We start from the raw sequence: 22,354 nt of genomic DNA, 5'->3' as shown, positions 1-22,354 counted from the left end.
TTACTCTCTAGAAATTACTGTATATTAGGATAAATTAATTTTCTTAGTACCGGTATTCTAAGAAAACTTACCTTAATGAAATGAGCTCTATTCCATTGAATAAAAAAAGCCTTCACTCCTATAGGAGCGAAAGCTATATTCACGGTACCATCCTAATTTGATTAAGTATTAATTACTTTATCATCTCAATCCCTTTAACGGAGGAATCCGATTTATCCTACTTAACATTTCAGATAAATATCTCCAGGATGTCTTTCAATATTACTGTTCTCATAGAGCTTCCACCATCCTCTACTCGCTTTACATACTTAGTAATATTTACTCTTCCCTTCAAAGAATTATAAATATATATTTTCTATATATTATTACTTTTCCAGATTATTGTCAATATATTTTGATAATTTATTTTTTAATATAGATATTAATAGTTTTAAACAAATCATTATGGGACTTATCCACAATTGTCCTAAAGCAACAATCCACATCTGTGGTAAACTTAGTCAAGATATTGTGGATACTAACATAATAAAAATTTCAGATTATTGATTTATATTCTTAAAAATAATATTCATCATAATATACTAAATCAATTTCAACACTTAACTTTAACATATTCTATTACTTATTTACATGTAACTTTGACCAATCTTCAAAAAGTATATTTGCTGTAGGTTTAGCTTCTGGTACTCCATCTAGATTTTTTTGTGCTACCATAAGATTTTGTTCATAATCTATAGCATAAATAGCTGCATCTAATGCAATCTGACGTTGTATATCTCTATAAATTGATTTTCTCTTATCTGCATCTACTTCTTCAGCCCCTACCTTCCATAAGTCATCTACTTTAAGGTTAGTGTATCCGGTTTGATTATAGTATGAACCTGTTTCAAACATCTTTCTATAATCTTCTGGAGCTAAGCCTAAAGAGTATCCATTAATATATAGATCACATTCATCATCCTTACTATATAACTTATTAAAAAATTCCACATTTTCATAAGGTATTATCTCAACCTTTATCCCTATATCTTTTAATTGTTTCTGAACAATCTCTGCATACTCCTTATGTGCAAAGGCTTCTGTATTATATGCTAACTTAAGGTTATTTATAGTGACACTACTTTCTTCTATTAATGCTTTAGCTTTTTCTATATCGTGATCATATATTTCTATATTATCTTCTATGTATAGTTCTGCCTCTTTAATTAAAATGGAGTTCCCTTCTTCTACCTTCTCTGACCCTGATTCTCCATATGCTGTAACTATCATTTCTTTTCTATCTAAAGCATAGGATAGTGCTTTTCTAAACACTATACTTTGCATTGAGTTAACATTTTGATTAAAAACTATATAGTTTAATCTCCCTTCACTAAAGGTGTAAGATTGCAGTTCTTCTCCTTTATAGGCTTTATCATATAATTCTGGACTTGCTTTAACTAAGGTTAGCTCTCCCTTGTTAAAAGCTTCCTCTGCATCTTCTTCTGATGAAAATACTTTTATTGTTATCATATCAGCCTTAGGCTTTCCAGAATAATAATCATCATATTTTTCTAAAACCATACTATCTTCTTTAGTCCACTCTTTAAATTTAAAAGGTCCAGATCCAATAGGAGCCTTATTTTTCTCAGAGCTAGCAACTCTTTCTTCATTCTCATAAATATGCTTAGGAATTGGAACCACCTTAGAAAGATTATATAAAAACATTACATTCTCAACTGGAAGGGTTATTTTAATAGTTAAATCATCAACCTTTTCTACTTTTATAGGTTTTTCATCTATAACTAAATAATCTCTTAAGAGTGAATCTTGATTTTCATCTAGAATGAGATTTATTGTATACTCCAAATCATCTCCAGTTATAGGTTTCCCATCATGCCATTTTAGATTATTCTTTAGTTTAACAGTTATCTCCCTATTATCTTTAAAGTCAACAGACTCTGCTAGATAAGTTCTAATATCTCCGCCAGCATAGGAAAAAAGAGGCGAATAAATTATATTAGACACTAGTTGAACCTCTCCTATATTAGTAAATGCAGGGTTTACCATTTCTGGTTTCTCTGTTACTGGAACAATTATATTTCCTCCAGCCGTAGTAGATATTTGTCCTTCATCATTTTTAGGCCCTTTAGATTTACCACACCCAGTAAAACTCATCATACTTATAATTATTAATAACATAGAAATCATTCTTTTAAATTTCATAATGTCCTCCTTGCTATAAAACATAATTTCTTTTACCTTAGCTTTTGCACTTTAAGCTAATTTTAAGCATAAAAATAAATTATTCTTTAAATATATGTAGCTTATGAAATTTACTTATGAAAAAAGACTATCTCAAAACAAATTACATCTTATATTAGTAAATTGTTTTGAGACAGTCTCTTTAAACTTAATGGAATATTTAATTTAAAATAAGTGAAATAAAATTATACTATAAACAGAGTTCTTAACTTCTCTGAAGCTTTACTAACAGACTTCTTAGTATCAATTTATTTGATACTAAGAAATCGTTGTCCAGGGACGTAGCAGCTCTAATACTTCCACTTTGAAGAAGATGGGAGTATTAGAGCTGGTAGTCATCGGATAAGATTGGCTTGCAAATAAATTCATCTATTTTACAATCTAAGATATTAGAACCATGGGCCGTACGCATAATAATTGCAGTATCTACTCCTACACCGGTTCCCCCTAAAGCTATAATGGGCTCCATATATCCTATAACTCCACTATCTAAAGCCATTACTGCGACTTCAACTGCTACCTTAGTACCTTGACCTAACATACGTAAAGAGTGTGCAACTATCTCTACAGGGTTTACTCCTCCAAACTTACGTGAAAGTCCACGTTCTGCTCCACTAAGCACATGGGTTGTAGTTACAACCTTAATTCCCTTACTTTTAAATAATTCTAGTTTTTCTTGTGAAATTTCTTGAACTCCATGTTCCTTAAATCCATTAACATGTGTAACACACACTATGTTTATACCATGTATATCTAACTTAAAGAGCTCATCTATAGTATTACCTTTACTAGTAGGTACTACTATAGTCCGAATACCCCTTTGACGAGCTACTTTTACTGCACTTTCTAATGTATCTTTAGTATTTTGTTTTCCTGGTTTTTCAAAATACATACTAATTGCCTCCTCAAATTATATATAATACATTTAAATTATAACATAAAAAGGCTGCTTCAAAATCCTTAACTAATACTTAATTAAAGTATTTAGTCTATTTTGAAACAACCTGTTTCCCTTATACTATTTTAAAGAGTATATTATTCATATATACTTAATTCAACAGTAACCTTAAATAAATCTCCATCTATCCCTATTTCTAAAGCTCCATCATGAAGTTCTATTATGCTTTTTGCAATAGCTAAACCTAAGCCTGAACCCTCTGTATTCCTTGATTCTTCTCCTCGCTTAAATCTTTCTGTAATTTCAGTAGCATCGAAGTTTAATTCATAGGCTGATATATTCTTCATAGTTATATATACCTTATTATCTTCAGATTTCACATCTACATAAACTCTAGTGCCTTTAAGTGAATATTTTATAGCATTAGAAATCAGGTTTTCAAATACTCTCCAAATCTTTCTTCCATCAGCATTAATATATATTTTTTCTGTTGGTATATTAGTTTTAAAATCTAAATTTGCTGCTTGAATCCTATTCTCCGCTTCTCCTAAAGATTGCCTTATTAAAGCATTTAACTCTATTTTTTCAAAGTTTAACTGCATAGCTCCACTGGCAGCCTTTGACGCTTCAAATAAATCTTCTATTAATATCTTTAATCTTTGAGATTTTCTATCTAAAACTTCTACATATGCTCTTGCTTCTTCTGGTTCAATTCCCATTCTTTTAAGCAAATCTACATAATTAATAATTGATGTTAATGGAGTTTTAAGATCATGCGATACATTAGAAATAAGCTCTGTTTTCATTTTCTCACTTTTAGTCTCATTTTCTATAGATTTTCTAAGTCCCTGCTTCATATTGTTTATACTGTGGGCAAGATCCCTTAATGCTCCCTTACCCTCTTCTGATATATCATCATTAATTTTTCCTTCTGAAATAAGCTTAGCACCATTAGTTATCTTATTTAAATAAGCAAATTCTTTTACTAATTTATATATAACAATTGCTGTAGCAACTATATCAAAGCCAAGCGCAATAACAGCTCCTACTGCTCCTACTACAACCATTAATATTAAAGATATACTAGTACAAATGGCTACATATACTCCTATAACTAATACTAATTTTCTTCCTAAAGTACCTTTTTCCATAGCTATACATAAGTGATTATAAAATTTTACTCCATAACTGTCCTTGAGAAGTGTACTTTCCTTATAATTTTGAAGTAAAGCTTTGATAATTAAGTAATAAGCTATCAAAATAAATGTTACAAGCACTATATTATTAATATTGATGGTATATCTATATTCATTGCTCCAATTATACCTGAAAAGCATATGATAAGTTATCCATCCCATTACTATGCCTAATAATTTAATCTCTAAAGGCATATCTTTTAATTTCTCTACTATTCTATTAGAATAACATGGCTTATATCTAAACTTCCTAAGCACAAAAATCATAATTGCCACCCCAAATAAGGAGGCTACCAAAATTCCTATTTCTGTATCTACAATAGAATTAGCTTGCAAAAATTTTTCATAGGTATTATATACACTATCTCCAGCTACTAGCTCACTTGTAACTGCTACATATATATCCAAATCTCCCTTTACTCTATAGCTCTCTTTATTAGTATAACTATTACCATTCTTTCTATAACTATCTGTAATTTCTATTACCTTAGCTCCATCACCTTCATTGTAGTAACCATAATCATTTAATTCCTTATCCTTAATAAGTTGTCCATTAATAAATATATTTTTGTTTTCTACTCCATTAGAAATATGATATTCAGAAAAATAACCACTATTTTTCTTTAACTCTGCAATTGCATCCTTACCTGGCTTATAGTTCGTAAGCCATATGTCATTAGCTTTATCATAGGCAATATACCTTAAATTTGTATAGCTATCCAAAGTCTTAATATATTTATTGAAATTTGCTAACTTCTCTTCAACTATTAACTTTTTTAGCTCTTCATCGCTATAAGTATACTTTTCTTCTATCTTTTTATATATAGCTTCTTCCTCTTTATTAACTTTCTCTTCGTCCCAATTACTATCATTTTTTTCATGTAGTTTATTGCGTTCATTATCATATTCTTCTTGAATTTTCTTGCTTATAGCTTCTTTTTTCCATTGAATTTCCTCTTGAGATAAGTTACTTACCTCCTTAATATACTCATCTGTTTTATAAAGCTCTATTACTTCAATGACTTTTTCTGTGAAAGTATTGATTTCACTTCCTAAAAATTTGCTTCCATACAGACTTTTTTCATCAAAAATACTACTATTAACCCTAATATCTTTAATAGAAATGAGGGATATGGAGATCATTGCTACAGTTATTATAATAGCTATGGTCTTTGCTATTTTTATTCTTCTACAATCCCTTACCATTTCTTCATAAGCTTTATCCTTTTCATCAGCACTTGTCGATTTTGTATCCAATTCCCCACACCACCTTTAAATATTTTGGCTCTTTTGGATTAATTTCAATCTTTTCTCTAATCCTTCTTATATGCACAGCCACAGTATTATCTACATTGTAGCTAGTTTCATTCCAAACTCTTTCGTATATTTCCTCCATGGAAAATACTCTTCCTTTATTCTTAAGTAATAATTCTAAAATTTTAAATTCTATAGGTGTTAGTTTTATACTTTCACCATCCACAAATACTTCTTTATTTTTAGTGTTTAGCTCTAATCCTCCACTTTTTAAAACTTCCTTTTCCTCTTCTTTATTAAAATTACCTAAGGTCACATATCTTCTAAGTTGTGATTTAACCCTGGCTATTAACTCTAAAGGGTTAAATGGTTTTGTAATATAATCATCTGCTCCCATATTTAAGCCTAAGATTTTATCAGTATCCTCTGACTTTGCAGAGATAAGTATTATAGGTATATTCTTTTCTTCTCTAATCTTAAGAGTTGCTCTAATTCCATCCATTCTTGGCATCATAATATCCATCAAAATGAGATGTATTTCCTTATCAACTAAAGTTTCTAAAGCTTCAATCCCATCACAAGCTCTATATATTTTTAATCCTTCGTTTGAGAGATATATTTCAATGGCATCTACTATTTCTTTATCATCATCAACTACTAATACGTTGTAATTCAATTTAATCCCCTCCACTTCACATTAATTATACCATGACTTCTCTCAATCTATACTTCTATATTACCCTTGAAATATTAAGTAATTGTTTATATAAACCTTAAGAAATTCTTACAATATGTTCACATAATAAAATCAGTCTGTACCAAAATAATTCATTACCCTTTATAAAATATTGAGCTTATACTTTAATATTATTATTAAAGTATAAGCTCAAATTCCATTCTAAATTTGTTATATAGATACACTCTATTCATTAAATTATTATTTGTTTAGAATAACTACTGATTGGTTTCCCAATTCCTTAAATCTTTTTTCTACTAATTCCTTGTCATAACCAACTACTCCATTATCTTCATAGGGATCATTAAAATAATATTTGTCCTTATCGTAACCTACTAATACCATGCAATGCTCATTACTTATCCACTGAACCCTCTCTCCAGATTCTCTCACATACCACTCTGTTCCAACACTGGTAGGAGTTAGATTAACACTTGTCCAAACTAACACAGGTATTTCTTTATCTATATAATTCTCTATAAGTTCATTAAATTCACTCCCTGTAGTGTTTTTTACCCGATGTTCTTCTCCCAACATTTTATTTAGTGAGCTAACAATTACAGGCGCATAACAACCATAACTATAAATACTTCGTGGGTCTCCAACAAAAGCCTCATTAGGATTGGGCCCATATAAATTGCCATTAATTTCTTCTAAAGATGAACGCTCTAAATAATTATCTATAAACTCATCAACAGATATATCATATTCATAATGTTGAAGTAACATAGATGCACTTACAATCTCACATCCTGTTGGATATCCTCCAGCTTGACTTATATATGGCACAGAAATAAGCTTATACTGTTCACTATAGTCTTTACTACTTAATTCCATTATATTGCTACTAGTCATCTCTGTAATTTTCTCATTTTTTAATTCATTATTACTGTATTTACTATCACTAACTAATGAAATACTTCTGGCCTCGTATGATTTTGAAGAAGCTGATGTGTACACTGTTAACAGACATAAAGTAAATAGTATCATTATTCTTATAACTATAGATATTCCTTTTAGTACATAAGTTTTATCTTTATATTCTTTAATCCTCAATATAATCCACTCTTTTCTAAATAATTCCTTATATGTCTATTATTATATATAGAACAAAAGAAAATATTCAAAAATATGTAAATTATATGTAAATACTTTTATATCTTCTATTTAATTTTTTTGTATATTAAATCCACAAAATTCTTGATTAACAGGGTCAAAATATAAAATCAACATAGTACCATCCTCCAATGTATATATAAGCATTAATTCTGACTCAGTAGAAAATATTTCATAATTTATATCTTGTAAATAGTTTCTTACTTTTACATATCCATCTTCCGTATATCTAATAACTATTATATTATTTAATACATCTATTATTTCGTGGGCATAGTTTTGCTGTGAAGTCTTATATATGTTTTTTAAGTAATTAACCAATTTACTATCTTCATTTCGAGCATATTCTTCTAAAAGTTTATAAGATTTTTCTATGGTTTTATTATCAATATATTTTGAATCATCTACCCTCTTACACCTATAGGAAACTTGACCATTTTCCCCAAAAGAAAATTTGACATTATATGTTGTTCTATTTAAATTTGTAAAATCATCATTTAATATAAGTATCTTATCATATCCATCTTTATCCCTTTGTATATTTTTTAGATATTGAAATGAGTTTATAATTTCATCGTCACTTAAATGTATTGCAGATAAATTCATCATCTGGTCAATAAAATCAACTATATTTTTACCTTGAAAGTCTTGGGTATAAATATTGTTATAAAACATAGCTTTGTCTTCATCTGGAATTATAGAAATATCTCCTTTATCTAAATAACTCCAAGGATATATAATGGGCTCTTCTTCAAGATAGAATAGACGTTTTACAGAATTTACATTTTCGATCTCCTTGACTTGATACTTATAAGAGGGTAAAAAGCTACATATTTTAAGTGTAATAAAGTACCCTAATACAACTATAGTCATTAATAAGATTATAGTCTTACCTACACCCTTTGATGATCTATTTCTCATCCATTCTACCTCCCCTTATATCAATGCATACACATGTACCCCTTCCAGCTTCACTTTCAATATTAATAGTTCCATTATGCAGCCTTGCTATTTCAACACAAAGAGCTAATCCTAGTCCAGCACCTCCATTTTTTCTAGTTCGGATTTTATCTACCATATAAAAAGGCTTTATGATATGGTCTATTTCATCTTCAGGTATACCAATACCTTCATCAACTACTTTAATTAATACATGTTCTTCATTACTTTTGCCTATTAATGATATAGTTTGTCCTACTGTTGATGCCTTAATAGCATTATCTATTAAATTATATACTAAAGATTTAAAAAGCTCTTTATCTATAGTTAGCCATATATCTTCTATTTCCACCTTAAGATTCAATTCTCTATTTTCCAGAATAGGCGTTAAGGATAACTCTATATCATCTGCTAAATTCTTTATATTTACTTCTTCCATATCTAAATCGGTATTACCTACAGTAATCAACTCCATGAGCTTTCCCGACAAAACTTTCAAACGTTTAGCTTCCTCTACAATTATTCCAGCATATTCTTGCCTTTCAGCATCATTGACAACACGTTTAATCCTAAGTATATCTGCAAAGCCTAAAATTGAAGTTAATGGAGTTTTCATTTCATGAGCTAAATTTGCAATAAATATTCTTCTATCTTCTGCTACTTGTTCTAACTCCTCCACATTTTTTTCAATAGCCTCAGCCATTATATTCATATTCATCGAAAGTTCTGTAATTTCATCATTTCCTTTGATTTCTACTCTTTTATTGTAATTGCCTTCTGCTATGAACCGAGTTCCCTCATTAACCTTTTCTAAAGGTGAAAATAAAAATCTTACAATTATAATTAATACTCCTGCTATAATTACTCCACATAGAGTGCTAACTGATTTTATAAAGTTTATTTGTTCTTCATAAAGAACATATATAGGCGTAACATCATAGGTTGTTATAATTTCATATACTTTCCCTTCTATGTTAGTCTGTGAAGCAATGAGCATATAAGAAGCTTCCTTATAATCTACAATCTCTAAGTAATGATTTTTTGATTTATCTATAGCCTCAAAGACGTCTTCTTCAATTTCGAAGGGTAGTGAATTATTTTCAAATATTCTAACTCCATCCTTGTATATAGATAAAATATTACTACTCTTAACATCTTTATTATTAAATATATTTCTAATTATGTTTAGTACATCTTCCTCACTTAAAAAGGTTATGGATTTTTTGAGACGATTATAAACCACATTTCCTTTAATATCGGATACTAAGTATTCATGTTCTGATAAAGCACTTTTTTCTTCTCTTTCAATGATAAGTTTGTGATTATTTGATAGCAATAAAGATGAGGTAATACTTATTGCCAAAATTACAAGAGCAAGAGTATACAAAAAAATCTTTTGCCATAACCTCATATCAGCTCTCCAATCTATATCCAAGCTTTGGTATAGTAATCAATTTATCATTTAAATCCATTTTTTTTCTGACATGTTGTACATGTATATCTATAGTTCTAGATTCTCCAATGAATTCATATCCCCACACTGCGGCAAGTAATCGCTCCCTTGTTATAGCAATATCTACATGCTGTATAAAAAAAACTAAAATTTCAAATTCCTTTGGAGTTAAATTTATAATTTCACCACCCTTTTTAACTATATGTTTATCAATATCTATCGTAATATATTTATAATTTAATATATTATTATTCCTATGCGTTCTTCGTAATACAACTTCTATCCTTGCTAAAAGTTCTACTGCTTCAAATGGTTTAACAATATAATCTTCAGCACCTAGCTTTAATCCTTTTACTTTATCTGACACCTCTTGCATTGCAGTTAGAAAAATTACTGGAACTTCTCTACATCTAATTTCTTCTATAACCTGAAATCCATCCATATCTGGAAGCATTACATCTAGTAGTATTAAATCAAATTTTTCTTCTAAGACCCTCTGAACAGCCTCTTTTCCATTACCACATATATGTCCTCTATAACCACCTATGGAAAGGGTTGCTTCTATCATCTTCGAAATATGCATCTCATCCTCAACAATTAAAATATCTATCATAAGTAAACACCTCTTTCATTTATTTAGGATAAACCTATTCTAAATCTATCATATTCTTACAAAATATCCTAGAAAAGTTTTCGAAAAGTTTTTTGTAATATTTTAATTGTAGAAAAAAGCTTATTAATTAGCAGTTATATTTATCTTATAAGATATAAATTAACTTAATATGACAAATAAAAGCTTACCCTATAGAATTTCAATCCATAGAATAAGCTTTACTCTAATTATCATATTATAACTACATTAAATTTCTTGGTAAACTTGTACAATTTTATCCCAAGTTAATGGACCCACTATACCATCGGGAGACAATTCAAAGTACTTTTGAAAATCTATAACTGCTTCATTTGTTGCCTTTCCAAAAATTCCATCCACATTTATCTTTTTTATAGATGTATACTTATCTGCTATAGCACTTAAGTATGTTTGTAATTTCCTTATAATATTTCCTCTAGATCCTTGTTTTAATATATATCCTGGATATTGATAGCCATCACTTTCCGGCTTATTACTTCCATTAATTATATCTTTATATACAGAGTATATTTTATCCCAAGTTTGTATTCCAACTATTCCATCTACATCTAATCCGAATTTCTTTTGAAACTGTATTACCGAATCTAAGGTACTTACACCAAAAATCCCATCTACATTAATTGGAGGTACTTCTTTATAATATTGAGATATAAAATTTAAGTAATATTGTATTTCACATACAGCATCACCTGTTGAACCTTGCTTTAATAAATATTCAGGATATTCACCTGTACCTTCCAGCTTTTCTCCTTCTGACTCTAATTCTGCTAACCTTTTAACCCCTACATAAATTCCTGATATTTTATACCAAGTTGATTTTCCAACTATTCCATCTGCATGTAGATTAAATATTCTTTGAAATGACTTTACAACTGATTCTGTCTCTGATCCGAATACTCCATCTACAGGTTCTATTTTAGAGATTGCCGGATAATTGTTAGAAATTCTATTTATCTGCCTTTGAATTGTTTCTACATCTTGTCCTGTACTATTAAGCTTTAATGGAGTTCCACCATATGATTCTTCTACACCTCTTATATCGTTAGTTTTAGTTAATTCAATGTTATCTCCATAATAATTTTTAAGAATCTCCATAGTTTTATATCCATCACTAGCAAGCTTTACAGTGTCCCATTGTGATAATCCCTTACAAGTTACAGTTGTGCCATTACAATATTGTGCTAATAGGGGTTCCATATAACCTACTCTAGTAATATATTCATTGAATATATTATCTACAATTCTACTAATATTCTCAAAAATATTTCTTCCCTTAACAAAGTATTGATCATAGGCTGTAGAGTTAGTTATCTGAAAGTTATACCCTTTGTTTCTATACCATTCTGTATATACTCTATTTAGTGCAAAGGAAATTTGACAATATATATTGGCTCTTATAGCATGCTCTGGCCAAGTAGGATATATTTCACTAGACGCTACATTCTTTATATATTCTGGAAATCTTACAGTAACATTTTCTGCATAGGATGATGGAGCACCTAAATGAACTGTTATAAATTCCGGAATATATGGTCTTATTAATACCTTGCTTTGAGAAATCGGTTCCTTCTCCTCTACCTGAGCTCTTGGCATTTCCTCTATCAACTTATGTGGTGGAATATAATTATGCTCTAGTTCCTCTAAAAATTCTCTTTCCTTAATAGTAGGAATCATTTCTATTTGTTGTATTGATACTTCATCTGGAAAAACTTGAACACCTTCTACTACTGCATCCTTATATCCATGAGCTCTAACATATAAATCATATACTGCATAGGGTATTTCATCAGAATCTTTGCTTTTTGATAATTCAATATCTGGTGTATCTACTTCTAATATTCTTGTTATTCCACTAGAATCTGTAGTTAATATGTGCCCTTTATCAAAATCTACTGATGTACCTTTTAAAATAAATATATTTCCTCCTGAAATAGGCACTACTTCTCTTGCAGTAAAAAGTTCTACTTTTATAAAACCTCTACCCATAATTTTCTCCTAAAAAATATTATCCATAGTTATTATATGAGTAAAAAACCATTTATGTTAGTAAAACTTACAAATACAATTATATTAATTTATTTATCTGTAATTACTCTATGAATTTTTATATCATGCTCATCACGAGGAATGCAATCACATATAATTTTTTCTCTACATATAACAGCTGTAGTAAATGTAGCGTGTTCTAAGTAACGATCATAATATCCTCCCCCATAACCTAGACGATATCCTTCCTTATTACAAGAAACGCAAGGTATTATAGCAAAATCTATTTCTTCTGACCTAATTAATGGACATTCTTTCTTAGGCTCTAAAATACCATACTTTCCATCCTGCAAAGATGTATATCCTTTAATTTCACATACCTCCATGATACCCTTTCCTACACACTTCGGAACTCCAACTCTTTTACCACTTTCTAATGCATTCTCTATAATATTTCTTGTATTAATTTCATCTTCTGTACTTACAAAGCAAAATATAGTGTTTGCTTCTTTATACTCCTTAAGATTTATAACTTTTTTATAAATTTTCTTATCCGCTTCTAAAGTATATTCTTTTGATAATTCAGCAATGCGTTTCATAACCTCATTACGAAGTTTCTTTTTTTCTTCTTTTATATTCATTAGTAATCTACTCCTATTCTCTGATTAAGGCATCTGAAAATAAATAACAAGTCAAAGATGGGAAGTATATTTTGAGTTAGACAAGGAAACAGGTTCCGCAGATAGTAGCACTATCTAATGGTTCTGTTGACGTAGTATAACACAAAATAAACGAGCATTCTGACTTGTTTATTTTGTGAAGATGCCTTATATCTTTATATATTTTATAATACATTAAATAAAGGAATACTCAAAACTATAACGCTAAATTATTGTTTCGTAGTATTCCTTTAAATTTATTATAATACTATTTTAAATTTTTATAATGTTATCCCAAACACCTTTAGTATAGAAGGTAATATTCCTATGGCATTTAGCCATATAATAAATATCAAAACTGGTGCAATATATTTTATCATTACTACAAAGAAAGTCTTACTTTTAAATTTATATTTTCCTCCACAAGTAATTTCTTCTGAAATATTGTCTATACCCCATACATAGCCTATGAATATACACATTAATAATCCACCTAATGGCATAAGTACACTTTCAGCTAAAAAACTCATAAAGTCAAAGAAATTATATCCAAATATTAAAAAGTCCCCCATAATTGGTCCATTAGCTAGAGAACATGGTATTCCTATAATAAATAATATTACTGACATCATTATTGTAGTCTTTTTTCTATCCATCTTAAAGTTATCAATTAAATAGGATACTACAACTTCAAGTAAAGATATTGCTGATGTTAATGCTGCAAAGAATACTAATATGAAAAATAGTATTCCAAAGAATTGACCCAAAGGCATTGAATCAAACACTGAAGGTAATGTTATAAACATGAGACTTGGCCCAGCTCCTGGCTCAAATCCAAAGGCAAACACAGCTGGTAAAACTGCAAACCCAGCAAGAAGAGCTACTGCTGTATCTATGGCTGGAATAATAACTGCATTCTTTTCTAAATTTTCTGTCTTTCCAAGATAACTACCATAGGTAATTATTGCCCCCATTCCTAAGCTTAAGGAAAAGAAAGCCTGCCCTAAGGCTGCCATCACCGTTCCAATAGTTACCTTTGAAAAGTCTGGTTTTAAGAAAAACCTTATTCCTTCCATAGCTCCATCTAAAGTTACTGATCTAATAGCAACTACAATTAGTAATACAAATAGAGCTGGCATCATAAATTTACTTGCCTTTTCTATGCCATTAGAAATACCTTTTAAAACTATAATACAGCAAATTGCCATAAATACTAAATGCCATACTATTGGTTGAGTAGTACTTGATATGAATCCACTAAAGTAATTAGCAGCTTCAGCTCCTGATATACCTCCGATTAAATACTTACCTATATAATTAAGTACCCATCCACCTATTACACTATAGAATGATAGTATGCAGAATCCAACAACAACACCAATAAATCCTACAAAGCTCCATTTTTTATTTAACTTCTTATAAGCTGATACCGCACTTAGATGCGTGTTTCTACCTATGGACATTTCTCCTAGCATAATAGTAAATCCTATTAATATTATCATTCCTAAATAAATAATTACAAATGCTGCTCCTCCATTTGCACCTGCCAAATAAGGAAACTTCCATATATTTCCTAAACCTACTGCTGAACCTGCTGCTGCTAATATAAACCCTATATTAGATGCCCATTGTCCTCTATTGCTTGTATTATTATCCATAACCTTCCCCCTATCAAATTTGATAATTGTTTACTATATATTTAATTTTTAAATATATTTTATAATTATTATAATACAAATTTTCAGATAATTGAATATATATTTTTATTTATCATCATAATATTTTCTTATAGTTATAATAATTTCTATATGTATACTAATATCATTCTATGCATTTCAACACTATTTAGATATTAATATTATTTTATATATTTCATAAGTTATGTTAGTAATTCTAATTTTGACATATTATTAACAATACGTTGCAATTCTACTTTTATGATTCATAATAATACTTTAAAACCGCTCATTATACATGAATATTCTATGTATTATCAAACAATAAATACAAAACTTCTATTTAAAATTTATTAACATTTAGTAGTATTTAATTTATAATTATATATAAAATAATTATAAATTTCAATGAAATTTTGGTGTTTTTTATCATATCTTCAATTTAAAGCTTTTCAGCTTTTCATATTAACATTTTTTTCATTTATGAAGTACAAAATAATTTTTTATTCACTTTTTAAAAACCATTTGAAACAATTATCATAGCATTACGTTATATTACATTTCACTAAATCTCCTTTTAATTTACTTGAGATCCTACATTATACTAGATAGCATTAATGAATTTTATTTATTGGAACTCATATCTAGAAAGAAAATAGTCATATAATAATGAGATTAAACTCATCATTATATGACTATTTTCAGAACTGCTTGTTATAAATATTTTCCTATACTAAATTAGAATTAAATTTATATCCTACGCCCCAAACAGTTATTATGAATATTGGCTTTGCTGGATTAGGTTCTATTTTCTTTCTTAATTTCCCTATATGAGCCATAATATTACTATCATCAAAAGAATAATTATCTTTCCAAACCTGATTATATATATGCTCCTTAGAATATATTTTCCCTCTATTCTTTGCAAGGAGATACAATATATCAAACTCTTTAGGTGTAAGTTGTATTAATTCTCCACCATAATATACACTTCTTAAATCTCCATCTATATATAGCTTTTCACAGACTATAATATTATCCTGCTGCGTTTTATCTTGAATCTCGTCTAACCCATTATCTATATTATTAATGTTAATTATTAATGAATCATATTCACTGTCTTTTAATCCTTGAAATCCTTCTTCTAAATCATTTAGAGCTTTTACTGATTTCTTTTCTTCTTGTATCTTTTGACATACCCATTTACATACTTTAACATTAATTGTTATTACTACAGCTTTTTTATTCATGGCTATTCACCCCACTATTTTTAAAGTAATTCTCCATATTTTTTAACATAGACTTTCTTTAATATAGTTACCAAAACCATATAGCAAACAATTATAGCAACTAACCATCCAAAATAAATCGCTGGCATTGGATACATACCAAGTTTAACTCCTAATGGTGTATATGGAATAATTGTACCAACTATAATAGATAAGGTTGTAGTAATCAAAACATAAAATGATGCTCTACTTTGAATAAATGGCACTTTAGGCGTTCTAATCATATGGATTACTAAAGTTTGAGACCATAATGATTCTATAAACCATCCTGCATTAAATACTGCCATAAATAAAGTTTTGTCTACACCTGGAGTATAATAACTACCACCACATACTATTGGTGAAATAATAAAGTACATAATTATATAGGTGGCAATGTCAATTATAGAGCTTACGGGACCAATCCAAATCATAAAGCTACCTATAGAAGAAGCATCCCACTTCCTAGGTTTCTTTAAAAATTCTTCATCCATGTTATCCCATGGAATAGATATACATGAAATATCATAAATTAAATTCAAAACAATTAATTGTATTGGAAGCATTGGAAGAAAAGGTAGAAATGCACTTGCTACTAATACAGAAAACATGTTTCCAAAGTTAGAACTAGCTGTCATTTTAATATACTTAATCATATTTCCAAAGGTTCTTCTACCTTCTACTACTCCATTTTCTAATACATTCAAATCTTTTTCTAATAGAATAATATCTGCAGATTCTTTCGCAATATCTACTGCCGTATCAACTGAAATCCCTACATCTGCTTCTTTCATAGCTGCAGCATCATTAATTCCATCTCCCATAAAACCAACAACATGACCGTTTTCTCTTAACACACGTACAATTCTTACTTTTTGCTGGGGTGTAAGCTTTGCAAATACGCTTGTTTTCTCTAATTTACTAGCCAATACAGAATCATTCATTTCGTCTATTTCTCCACCTAAAAGAATGTTATCTACCTCTAGGCCTACTTGATTACAAATACATCTAGTAACTCTATCATTGTCACCTGTTAGAACTTTTACTCCTACGCCATGTTCTTTCAAAGCTCTAATTGCAGCTTCTGTGGTCTCCTTTGGAGGATCTAAAAATGCTAAATATCCCATTAATACCATATTAGATTCATCTTTAATAGAAAATAATCCTTCTACGGATGGATTTGTCTTTTGCGCTACTGCTATAACACGCATACCCTTATCATTTAATTTATCTACCGTTGCTAAAATTTCTTGTTTAATTTCTTCTGTTAATTTTGTTACTTCACCTTTATATTCTGCATAGGTACTAATGTTTAACATTTCTTCTACAGCACCTTTAGTAATAAGCTGAGTCTTTCCTACTTCGTCTTTTAAAACAACGCTCATTCTACGACGGTTAAAATCAAAAGGTATTTCATCCACTTTTTCATATGTGGTATATAATTCTCTATTTCCTGTAACTTCAACATAATTAATAACAGCTAAATCCATTAGATTTTTTAGTCCTGTTTGATAATAGCTATTCATAAAGGCATGTCGTAGAACTCTTTCATCTTCATTTCCGTGTATATCCATATGATATTCTAAAACAACCTTATCTTGTGTTAATGTTCCAGTTTTATCAGTACAAAGAATATCCATAGCACCAAAGTTTTGAATTGAATTCAATTTCTTTATTACAGTCTTTTTCTTTGCCATCTCAGCAGCGCCCTTTGCTAAGCTTGTGGTTACAATCATAGGTAACATTTCAGGTGTTAATCCAACTGCTATGGATAGAGCAAATAGTAGAGCCTCCATCCAATCTCCCTTTGTAAATCCATTAATAAATAGTACAAAAGGTGCCATTATCATCATAAAGCGTATTAGTAGCCATGATACTGAGTTTACACCTTTTTCAAAACTAGATACTGCCTCTGTATCTACAATTGTCTTTGCCATAGACCCAAATATGGTATTATCCCCAGTTGCTATAACTATACATACTGCTGATCCACTAATAACATTACTTCCCATAAATGCTAAATTAGGACATTCCATTGGTGATTTATATATAATATTTTTTTCTGCCTCAACTACTTTTTCAATAGCTTCACTTTCTCCTGTAAGTGCAGATTCACTAATAAATAAGTCTTTTGCCTGCACAACTCTCACATCAGCTGGTATCATATCCCCAGCAGCTAAATATACAATATCTCCACATACAACACCTGCTAGAGGTATTTCTATTTTTCCGCATTCATATCTTTCCACAGAAGTTGTAGTTTTAACCATAGCACTTAATTTTTCTGCTGAATTATTAGAACGTATTTCTTGTATAAATCGAAGAAGTCCACTAATTGTAACCATAGTTAAAATAATTATAACTGTTGTAAAATTCTTTTCTCCTGGTTTTGCAATAATAATATCAGTAAAGATTGAAACTACTGCTATTATAAATAATACAATAGTAAATGGGTTAATAAATGATTCTATCAATCTCTTAACTAAAGAATCTTTCTTCTCATGAGTAATCTCATTTTTTCCATACTTTTCTCTCATCATCTCAATCTGATTTTCATTCAGTCCTTGGAATGAAGAATCCATATTCTTTAATACTGTAGATTTATCTTTTTTAGATGCATCTAATAATCTTTTATTAATTGCATCTACTCTGATTTTTTCGTCATTAATTCTTTTTTCTGCATTTCTGCTAATTATCTTTCTTCTCATTGGTCTTATCCTCCTATCCTACATTTAAAATAGTACTTTGAAAATAAGACACAAAATCTGACATACATATACAAAAATCAATATATTTAATTGTTAACAAACTTTTTAATGTTTATAGGTCATTTTATGAACACTAGGATTCGAAAAATGGATAGGCATAGAAGCTATCACATTCTTCTTACTACTTAGTTCATCAGATTTTGTGCCACTACTACTACCTGCTTCCATTTTCTCACCTCCATAATTTCTCGCTATCCATATAATTTCAAATATAATAGAAAAACCCTTGCCAAAGCATAAACAATGGCAAGGGAAAAAATCCGCATAAATATATAATTATATTAAAAAATATAATTATACCACCGTTTGAGCTTTAGCTTCACAGGGCGATGAAATTGCATTAAGTTATACCTTGGTTTCGATATAACCTGCTAACCTTCTCATAGTGTCTCCACTACTCCGCGGCAGCAACCCGTATCCCTGTGGTAACCTTACCTACCGGAAATATTCTATTATCTATTACAATTTAATTATAACAAATAAACCTTACTATTCAAGAACTTTTTCCTTGCATTTTTCTTGCATTATATTTTTTCCCTATAATAACCTATCATAACCTATCATAAACTGTCGACAAAACTCTATTATTATTACTATTTCAGAGTTATAATGTAAAAGTATAAAATATAGATTATAAGGAGTAACTATATGGTAGAGTCGTTAGTAAATTGGTTCACAAGTAACTTGTCAGGTTTTATGCCAAAAGAGATTGTTGTACTTATTATATCTATGGTTCCTATATTAGAACTTAGAGGCGGATTAATTGCAGCTTCTGTATTAGGTATAGATATGTTTCGTGCTATAGGATATTGTTTTGTAGGAAATATAATTCCAATTCCATTTATACTGCTTTTTATTACACCAATTTTTAGTTGGATGAAAAAAACAAAACTATTCCGTCCAATTGTTGAAAAACTTGAAAAGAAATCTATGAGTAAGAGTGACCAAATAAAAAAATATGAATTTTGGGGATTAATGCTCTTTGTTGGAATTCCATTACCAGGAACAGGCGCATGGACAGGTGCTCTTATAGCATCCCTTCTTGGTATTAAGTTAAAAAAAGCGTTTTGGGCAATATTCTTTGGATTAATTATTGCCACAGTTATCATGTGCATTTTTTCCTATGGTATTCCATGGGTCATTACTCTCATGGCTTAAAAAAGGACAACTCTATAATGAATATCCTATTCATATAATATAGGATATTCTCTCATTATTTAGATATAAAAGTTTAAGAACTGTAAAGAAAGAAACTATGGAGTTATTGACTAATATCACCATAGTTTCTCTTTTATATTAATATATTTTAGACTTATATTTTAAACTTCTGAACCACTTCATTTAATTGTTGTGCGAGTTCAGCTTGGCTTTGTGCAGTTTGAGCTACTTGTTCTATAGCTTTTGTAGTTTCATCCATGTTTTCTTTTATTGTTTCTGCTTTCTCACTAGACTCTTGAGCAGACTGAGCCATGTTTTGAATGGCGTCACTTACTTCCCCCACTGTCGCTGTAATTTCTTGTGACATAGCAGCTATTTCTTCTGACATATTGCTTACAAAATCAGAATCAACATGATATTGATTACCTGTTTCTTCGTATTCGTCATAAGTTTTCATTATATCTACGTCAATGAATTTTAATATATCATTGCCTGTTTCTATACTTTTATTAAATACTTCTTTCACTGTTTCTATAGTTTTTTGTATCTCTATTACAGCACCTGAAGATTGTTCTGCAAGTTTTCTTACTTCTTCTGCAACTACTGCAAAACCACGACCTTGTTCTCCCGCCCTTGCAGCTTCAATAGCTGCATTTAAAGCTAGTAAGTTAGTTTGAGCAGATATAGATGATATGGTATCTGCCATCACTCTAATGCTATCTATTACAGAACTTTCTTCTATAACTTTCTTCATATTAGCTTCCTTTTGAATATATAACTCTTTTGCTATCACTTTAACTTCTTTACTATTATCCTTTACCTGCCTTGCTCTTTCTTTAGCATCATTTGCATTATTACTTCCTTCAATAGCTTTTGAAGATAGTATACTTACACTTGAATCTACCTCTTCAATGGATGCAGTTATCTCCTCTGTGGCAGCACCGGATTCTTGCATGCCCCCTGCAATAGTATTGATAGCTTCATTAACATTTACAGTTTTAGCTGCCAGTTCTTCAACTGTTGCTGAAAGTTCCTCAGCAGATGCACTTATATTCTCTGAATTCTCCATTATAACTTTTACAATAGAATGAATATTTTCTGTCATTTTATTTAAATGCGTACTCATTTCACCAAGTTCATCATTACTTTTTAATTCTAGTTTTTCTGTTAAATCTCCATTTGCAATCTTCATTGCAAAAGTATTAACTTTTTTAATGTTCTTTCCTATATAATTTGCAAAGAATAATATAAATAATATTACTATTGAAATTGAAACTATTATTATAATACCTATTTCATTTCTAAGTGAATTAATTTGAAGATGAACTTCTTCCTGTGGAATACATACAGCAATAATCCACTCTGTGTCTTCTATTGTCCTATAATATACTTTTTGAATACCTTGATCATCCGTAAATGTTCCCTGCCCATTCTTTTCAGATAACATTTTTTCACCTACGGCTGCTAGTGTAGAATTTTTATCATCCTTTATGTTAGTATTCATTATTTTGGATTCATCTTCATCCGCAATATATAATCCATTTTTATTCACTAAAAATGCCCTTCCTTCATTACCTACTTTCATATTTTTAACACCATTTTGTAATGTGGATAAATCTATATCCGCCGTAGTAACTCCAATAAAATTATTATTTGAATCATAAATTGGACATGAAGTTGTTATCATAGAAACTTTTGCTACATCATCATAATAAGGTGATGACCATTCAACACTTTTATCTGTATCTTGCCCTATTTTATACCAATCACCTAATTTATAATCTGTCTTGCTGTATTCATCTGAATAAGTGGCTTTACCGTTCAACTTATAAGCATACGGCCCAAACAACTCCACGTCTTTGCTATATTTAAATGGTTCAAACCAAACACCAGCTCCAAAGGTTTCATCATTTGTCTCAATTAAACTTTCTAATATCCCTTTATAATTTTCCTTAGTTAGAGATGATACAGAATTCTGAACCACTTTAGCCAAACTTTCAGATATTTTTTGATGCCTTTCAAGACTTTTTTCAATCTCCTGTGATTTCTCATTTAACTTACCATTCATATTTATTTCAAGTTGACTACTTATTATCTTTTCTGCACTTGAATAACTCATATATCCTAGTACAAGCATAGCTACTATGATTATAGGCATAAGTAATAATATCATCTTTACTTTAATACTTTTAATTTTCACACCTTTAACTTTCATATCCTTAATTTTCATACTTTCGACCTCCTTATACATTTAGCTTATATTTAATATCTAGTGTTTTATTTATCGTATCAATCAATATATTAAAATAGTGTAAACTTATTATTTTATTATTGTTTTTTAAATTTATTTTATT

16 protein-coding genes, 1 riboswitch and 1 other annotated feature are annotated in these 22,354 nt (G+C 29.5%); of the genes, 1 reads left to right on the top strand and 15 read right to left on the bottom strand.

What is annotated here, in order from left to right; translation table 11 throughout:
• Positions 1-119 precede the first annotated feature (119 nt).
• Positions 120-343: a binding site (T-box leader), on the bottom strand.
• Positions 344-618: 275 nt separating this feature from the next.
• The 14 genes from ABDZ93_RS09650 to ABDZ93_RS09585 all read right to left on the bottom strand — a co-directional run bounded on the left by ABDZ93_RS09650 (position 619) and on the right by ABDZ93_RS09585 (position 19,010).
• Positions 619-2,202 carry an ABC transporter substrate-binding protein gene (locus ABDZ93_RS09650; RefSeq protein WP_343825856.1) on the bottom strand — a complete coding sequence of 528 codons (1,584 nt, stop codon included), beginning with the start codon at positions 2,200-2,202 and terminating at the stop codon, positions 619-621.
• Positions 2,203-2,563: 361 nt separating this feature from the next.
• Positions 2,564-3,133 (bottom strand): pyruvate kinase alpha/beta domain-containing protein, encoded by a 570-nt coding sequence (locus tag ABDZ93_RS09645; RefSeq protein WP_343825854.1) that lies wholly within the window; start codon positions 3,131-3,133, stop codon positions 2,564-2,566.
• 143 nt (positions 3,134-3,276) lie between these two features.
• Complete coding sequence (locus tag ABDZ93_RS09640) at positions 3,277-5,592, bottom strand: HAMP domain-containing sensor histidine kinase (RefSeq protein ID WP_343825852.1); 2,316 nt, start codon at positions 5,590-5,592, stop codon at positions 3,277-3,279.
• On the bottom strand, positions 5,567-6,265 hold the full coding sequence (locus ABDZ93_RS09635; protein WP_035132303.1) for a response regulator transcription factor: 699 nt from the start codon (positions 6,263-6,265) through the stop codon (positions 5,567-5,569). The genes ABDZ93_RS09640 and ABDZ93_RS09635 overlap by 26 nt, the downstream gene beginning before the upstream one ends.
• A 261-nt stretch (positions 6,266-6,526) precedes the next feature.
• Positions 6,527-7,381 carry a C39 family peptidase gene (locus tag ABDZ93_RS09630; protein ID WP_343825848.1) on the bottom strand — a complete coding sequence of 285 codons (855 nt, stop codon included), beginning with the start codon at positions 7,379-7,381 and terminating at the stop codon, positions 6,527-6,529.
• A gap of 111 nt (positions 7,382-7,492) precedes the next feature.
• Positions 7,493-8,362, bottom strand: coding sequence for a hypothetical protein (locus tag ABDZ93_RS09625; RefSeq protein WP_343825846.1), 870 nt, complete (start codon positions 8,360-8,362; stop codon positions 7,493-7,495).
• Positions 8,352-9,791: a sensor histidine kinase gene (locus ABDZ93_RS09620; RefSeq protein WP_343825844.1), complete on the bottom strand. Its 1,440-nt coding sequence runs from the start codon at positions 9,789-9,791 to the stop codon at positions 8,352-8,354. Before ABDZ93_RS09620 ends, ABDZ93_RS09625 begins: the two co-directional genes overlap by 11 nt.
• A 1-nt stretch (position 9,792) precedes the next feature.
• Positions 9,793-10,446: a response regulator transcription factor gene (locus ABDZ93_RS09615; protein ID WP_343825842.1), complete on the bottom strand. Its 654-nt coding sequence runs from the start codon at positions 10,444-10,446 to the stop codon at positions 9,793-9,795.
• Positions 10,447-10,692: 246 nt separating this feature from the next.
• Positions 10,693-12,471, bottom strand: coding sequence for a peptidoglycan-binding protein (locus ABDZ93_RS09610; RefSeq protein ID WP_343825840.1), 1,779 nt, complete (start codon positions 12,469-12,471; stop codon positions 10,693-10,695).
• 89 nt (positions 12,472-12,560) lie between these two features.
• Entirely contained in the window at positions 12,561-13,112 is a 552-nt protein-coding gene (locus tag ABDZ93_RS09605; protein ID WP_343825838.1) for a 5-formyltetrahydrofolate cyclo-ligase, read from the bottom strand.
• A gap of 299 nt (positions 13,113-13,411) precedes the next feature.
• Positions 13,412-14,788 carry a sodium-dependent transporter gene (locus ABDZ93_RS09600; RefSeq protein ID WP_343825836.1) on the bottom strand — a complete coding sequence of 459 codons (1,377 nt, stop codon included), beginning with the start codon at positions 14,786-14,788 and terminating at the stop codon, positions 13,412-13,414.
• Between the two features lie 746 nt (positions 14,789-15,534).
• Positions 15,535-16,056, bottom strand: a complete 522-nt coding sequence (locus tag ABDZ93_RS09595; protein WP_343825835.1) for a winged helix-turn-helix domain-containing protein — start codon at positions 16,054-16,056, stop codon at positions 15,535-15,537.
• Between the two features lie 20 nt (positions 16,057-16,076).
• Entirely contained in the window at positions 16,077-18,782 is a 2,706-nt protein-coding gene (gene mgtA, locus ABDZ93_RS09590) for a magnesium-translocating P-type ATPase (protein ID WP_343825833.1), read from the bottom strand.
• Positions 18,783-18,887: 105 nt separating this feature from the next.
• Positions 18,888-19,010 (bottom strand): hypothetical protein, encoded by a 123-nt coding sequence (locus ABDZ93_RS09585; RefSeq protein ID WP_343825831.1) that lies wholly within the window; start codon positions 19,008-19,010, stop codon positions 18,888-18,890.
• A 123-nt stretch (positions 19,011-19,133) separates the two neighbouring features.
• Positions 19,134-19,292: riboswitch (M-box (ykoK) riboswitch) on the bottom strand.
• A 198-nt stretch (positions 19,293-19,490) separates the two neighbouring features.
• Between ABDZ93_RS09585 and ABDZ93_RS09580 the strand changes: the two genes are divergently transcribed.
• Entirely contained in the window at positions 19,491-20,000 is a 510-nt protein-coding gene (locus ABDZ93_RS09580) for a COG2426 family protein (protein WP_343825829.1), read from the top strand.
• A 154-nt stretch (positions 20,001-20,154) separates the two neighbouring features.
• Here ABDZ93_RS09580 and ABDZ93_RS09575 read toward each other — a convergent pair whose 3' ends face one another.
• Positions 20,155-22,230 (bottom strand): methyl-accepting chemotaxis protein, encoded by a 2,076-nt coding sequence (locus ABDZ93_RS09575; protein WP_343825827.1) that lies wholly within the window; start codon positions 22,228-22,230, stop codon positions 20,155-20,157.
• Between the last annotated feature and the right edge of the window lie 124 nt (positions 22,231-22,354).

The sequence above is a fragment of the Clostridium subterminale genome, from assembly GCF_039521425.1.
GTDB lineage: Bacteria > Bacillota > Clostridia > Clostridiales > Clostridiaceae > Clostridium_J > Clostridium_J subterminale.
Note: the sequence above shows the minus strand (reverse complement) of the source record. Positions and strands in the feature narration are given on the sequence as shown.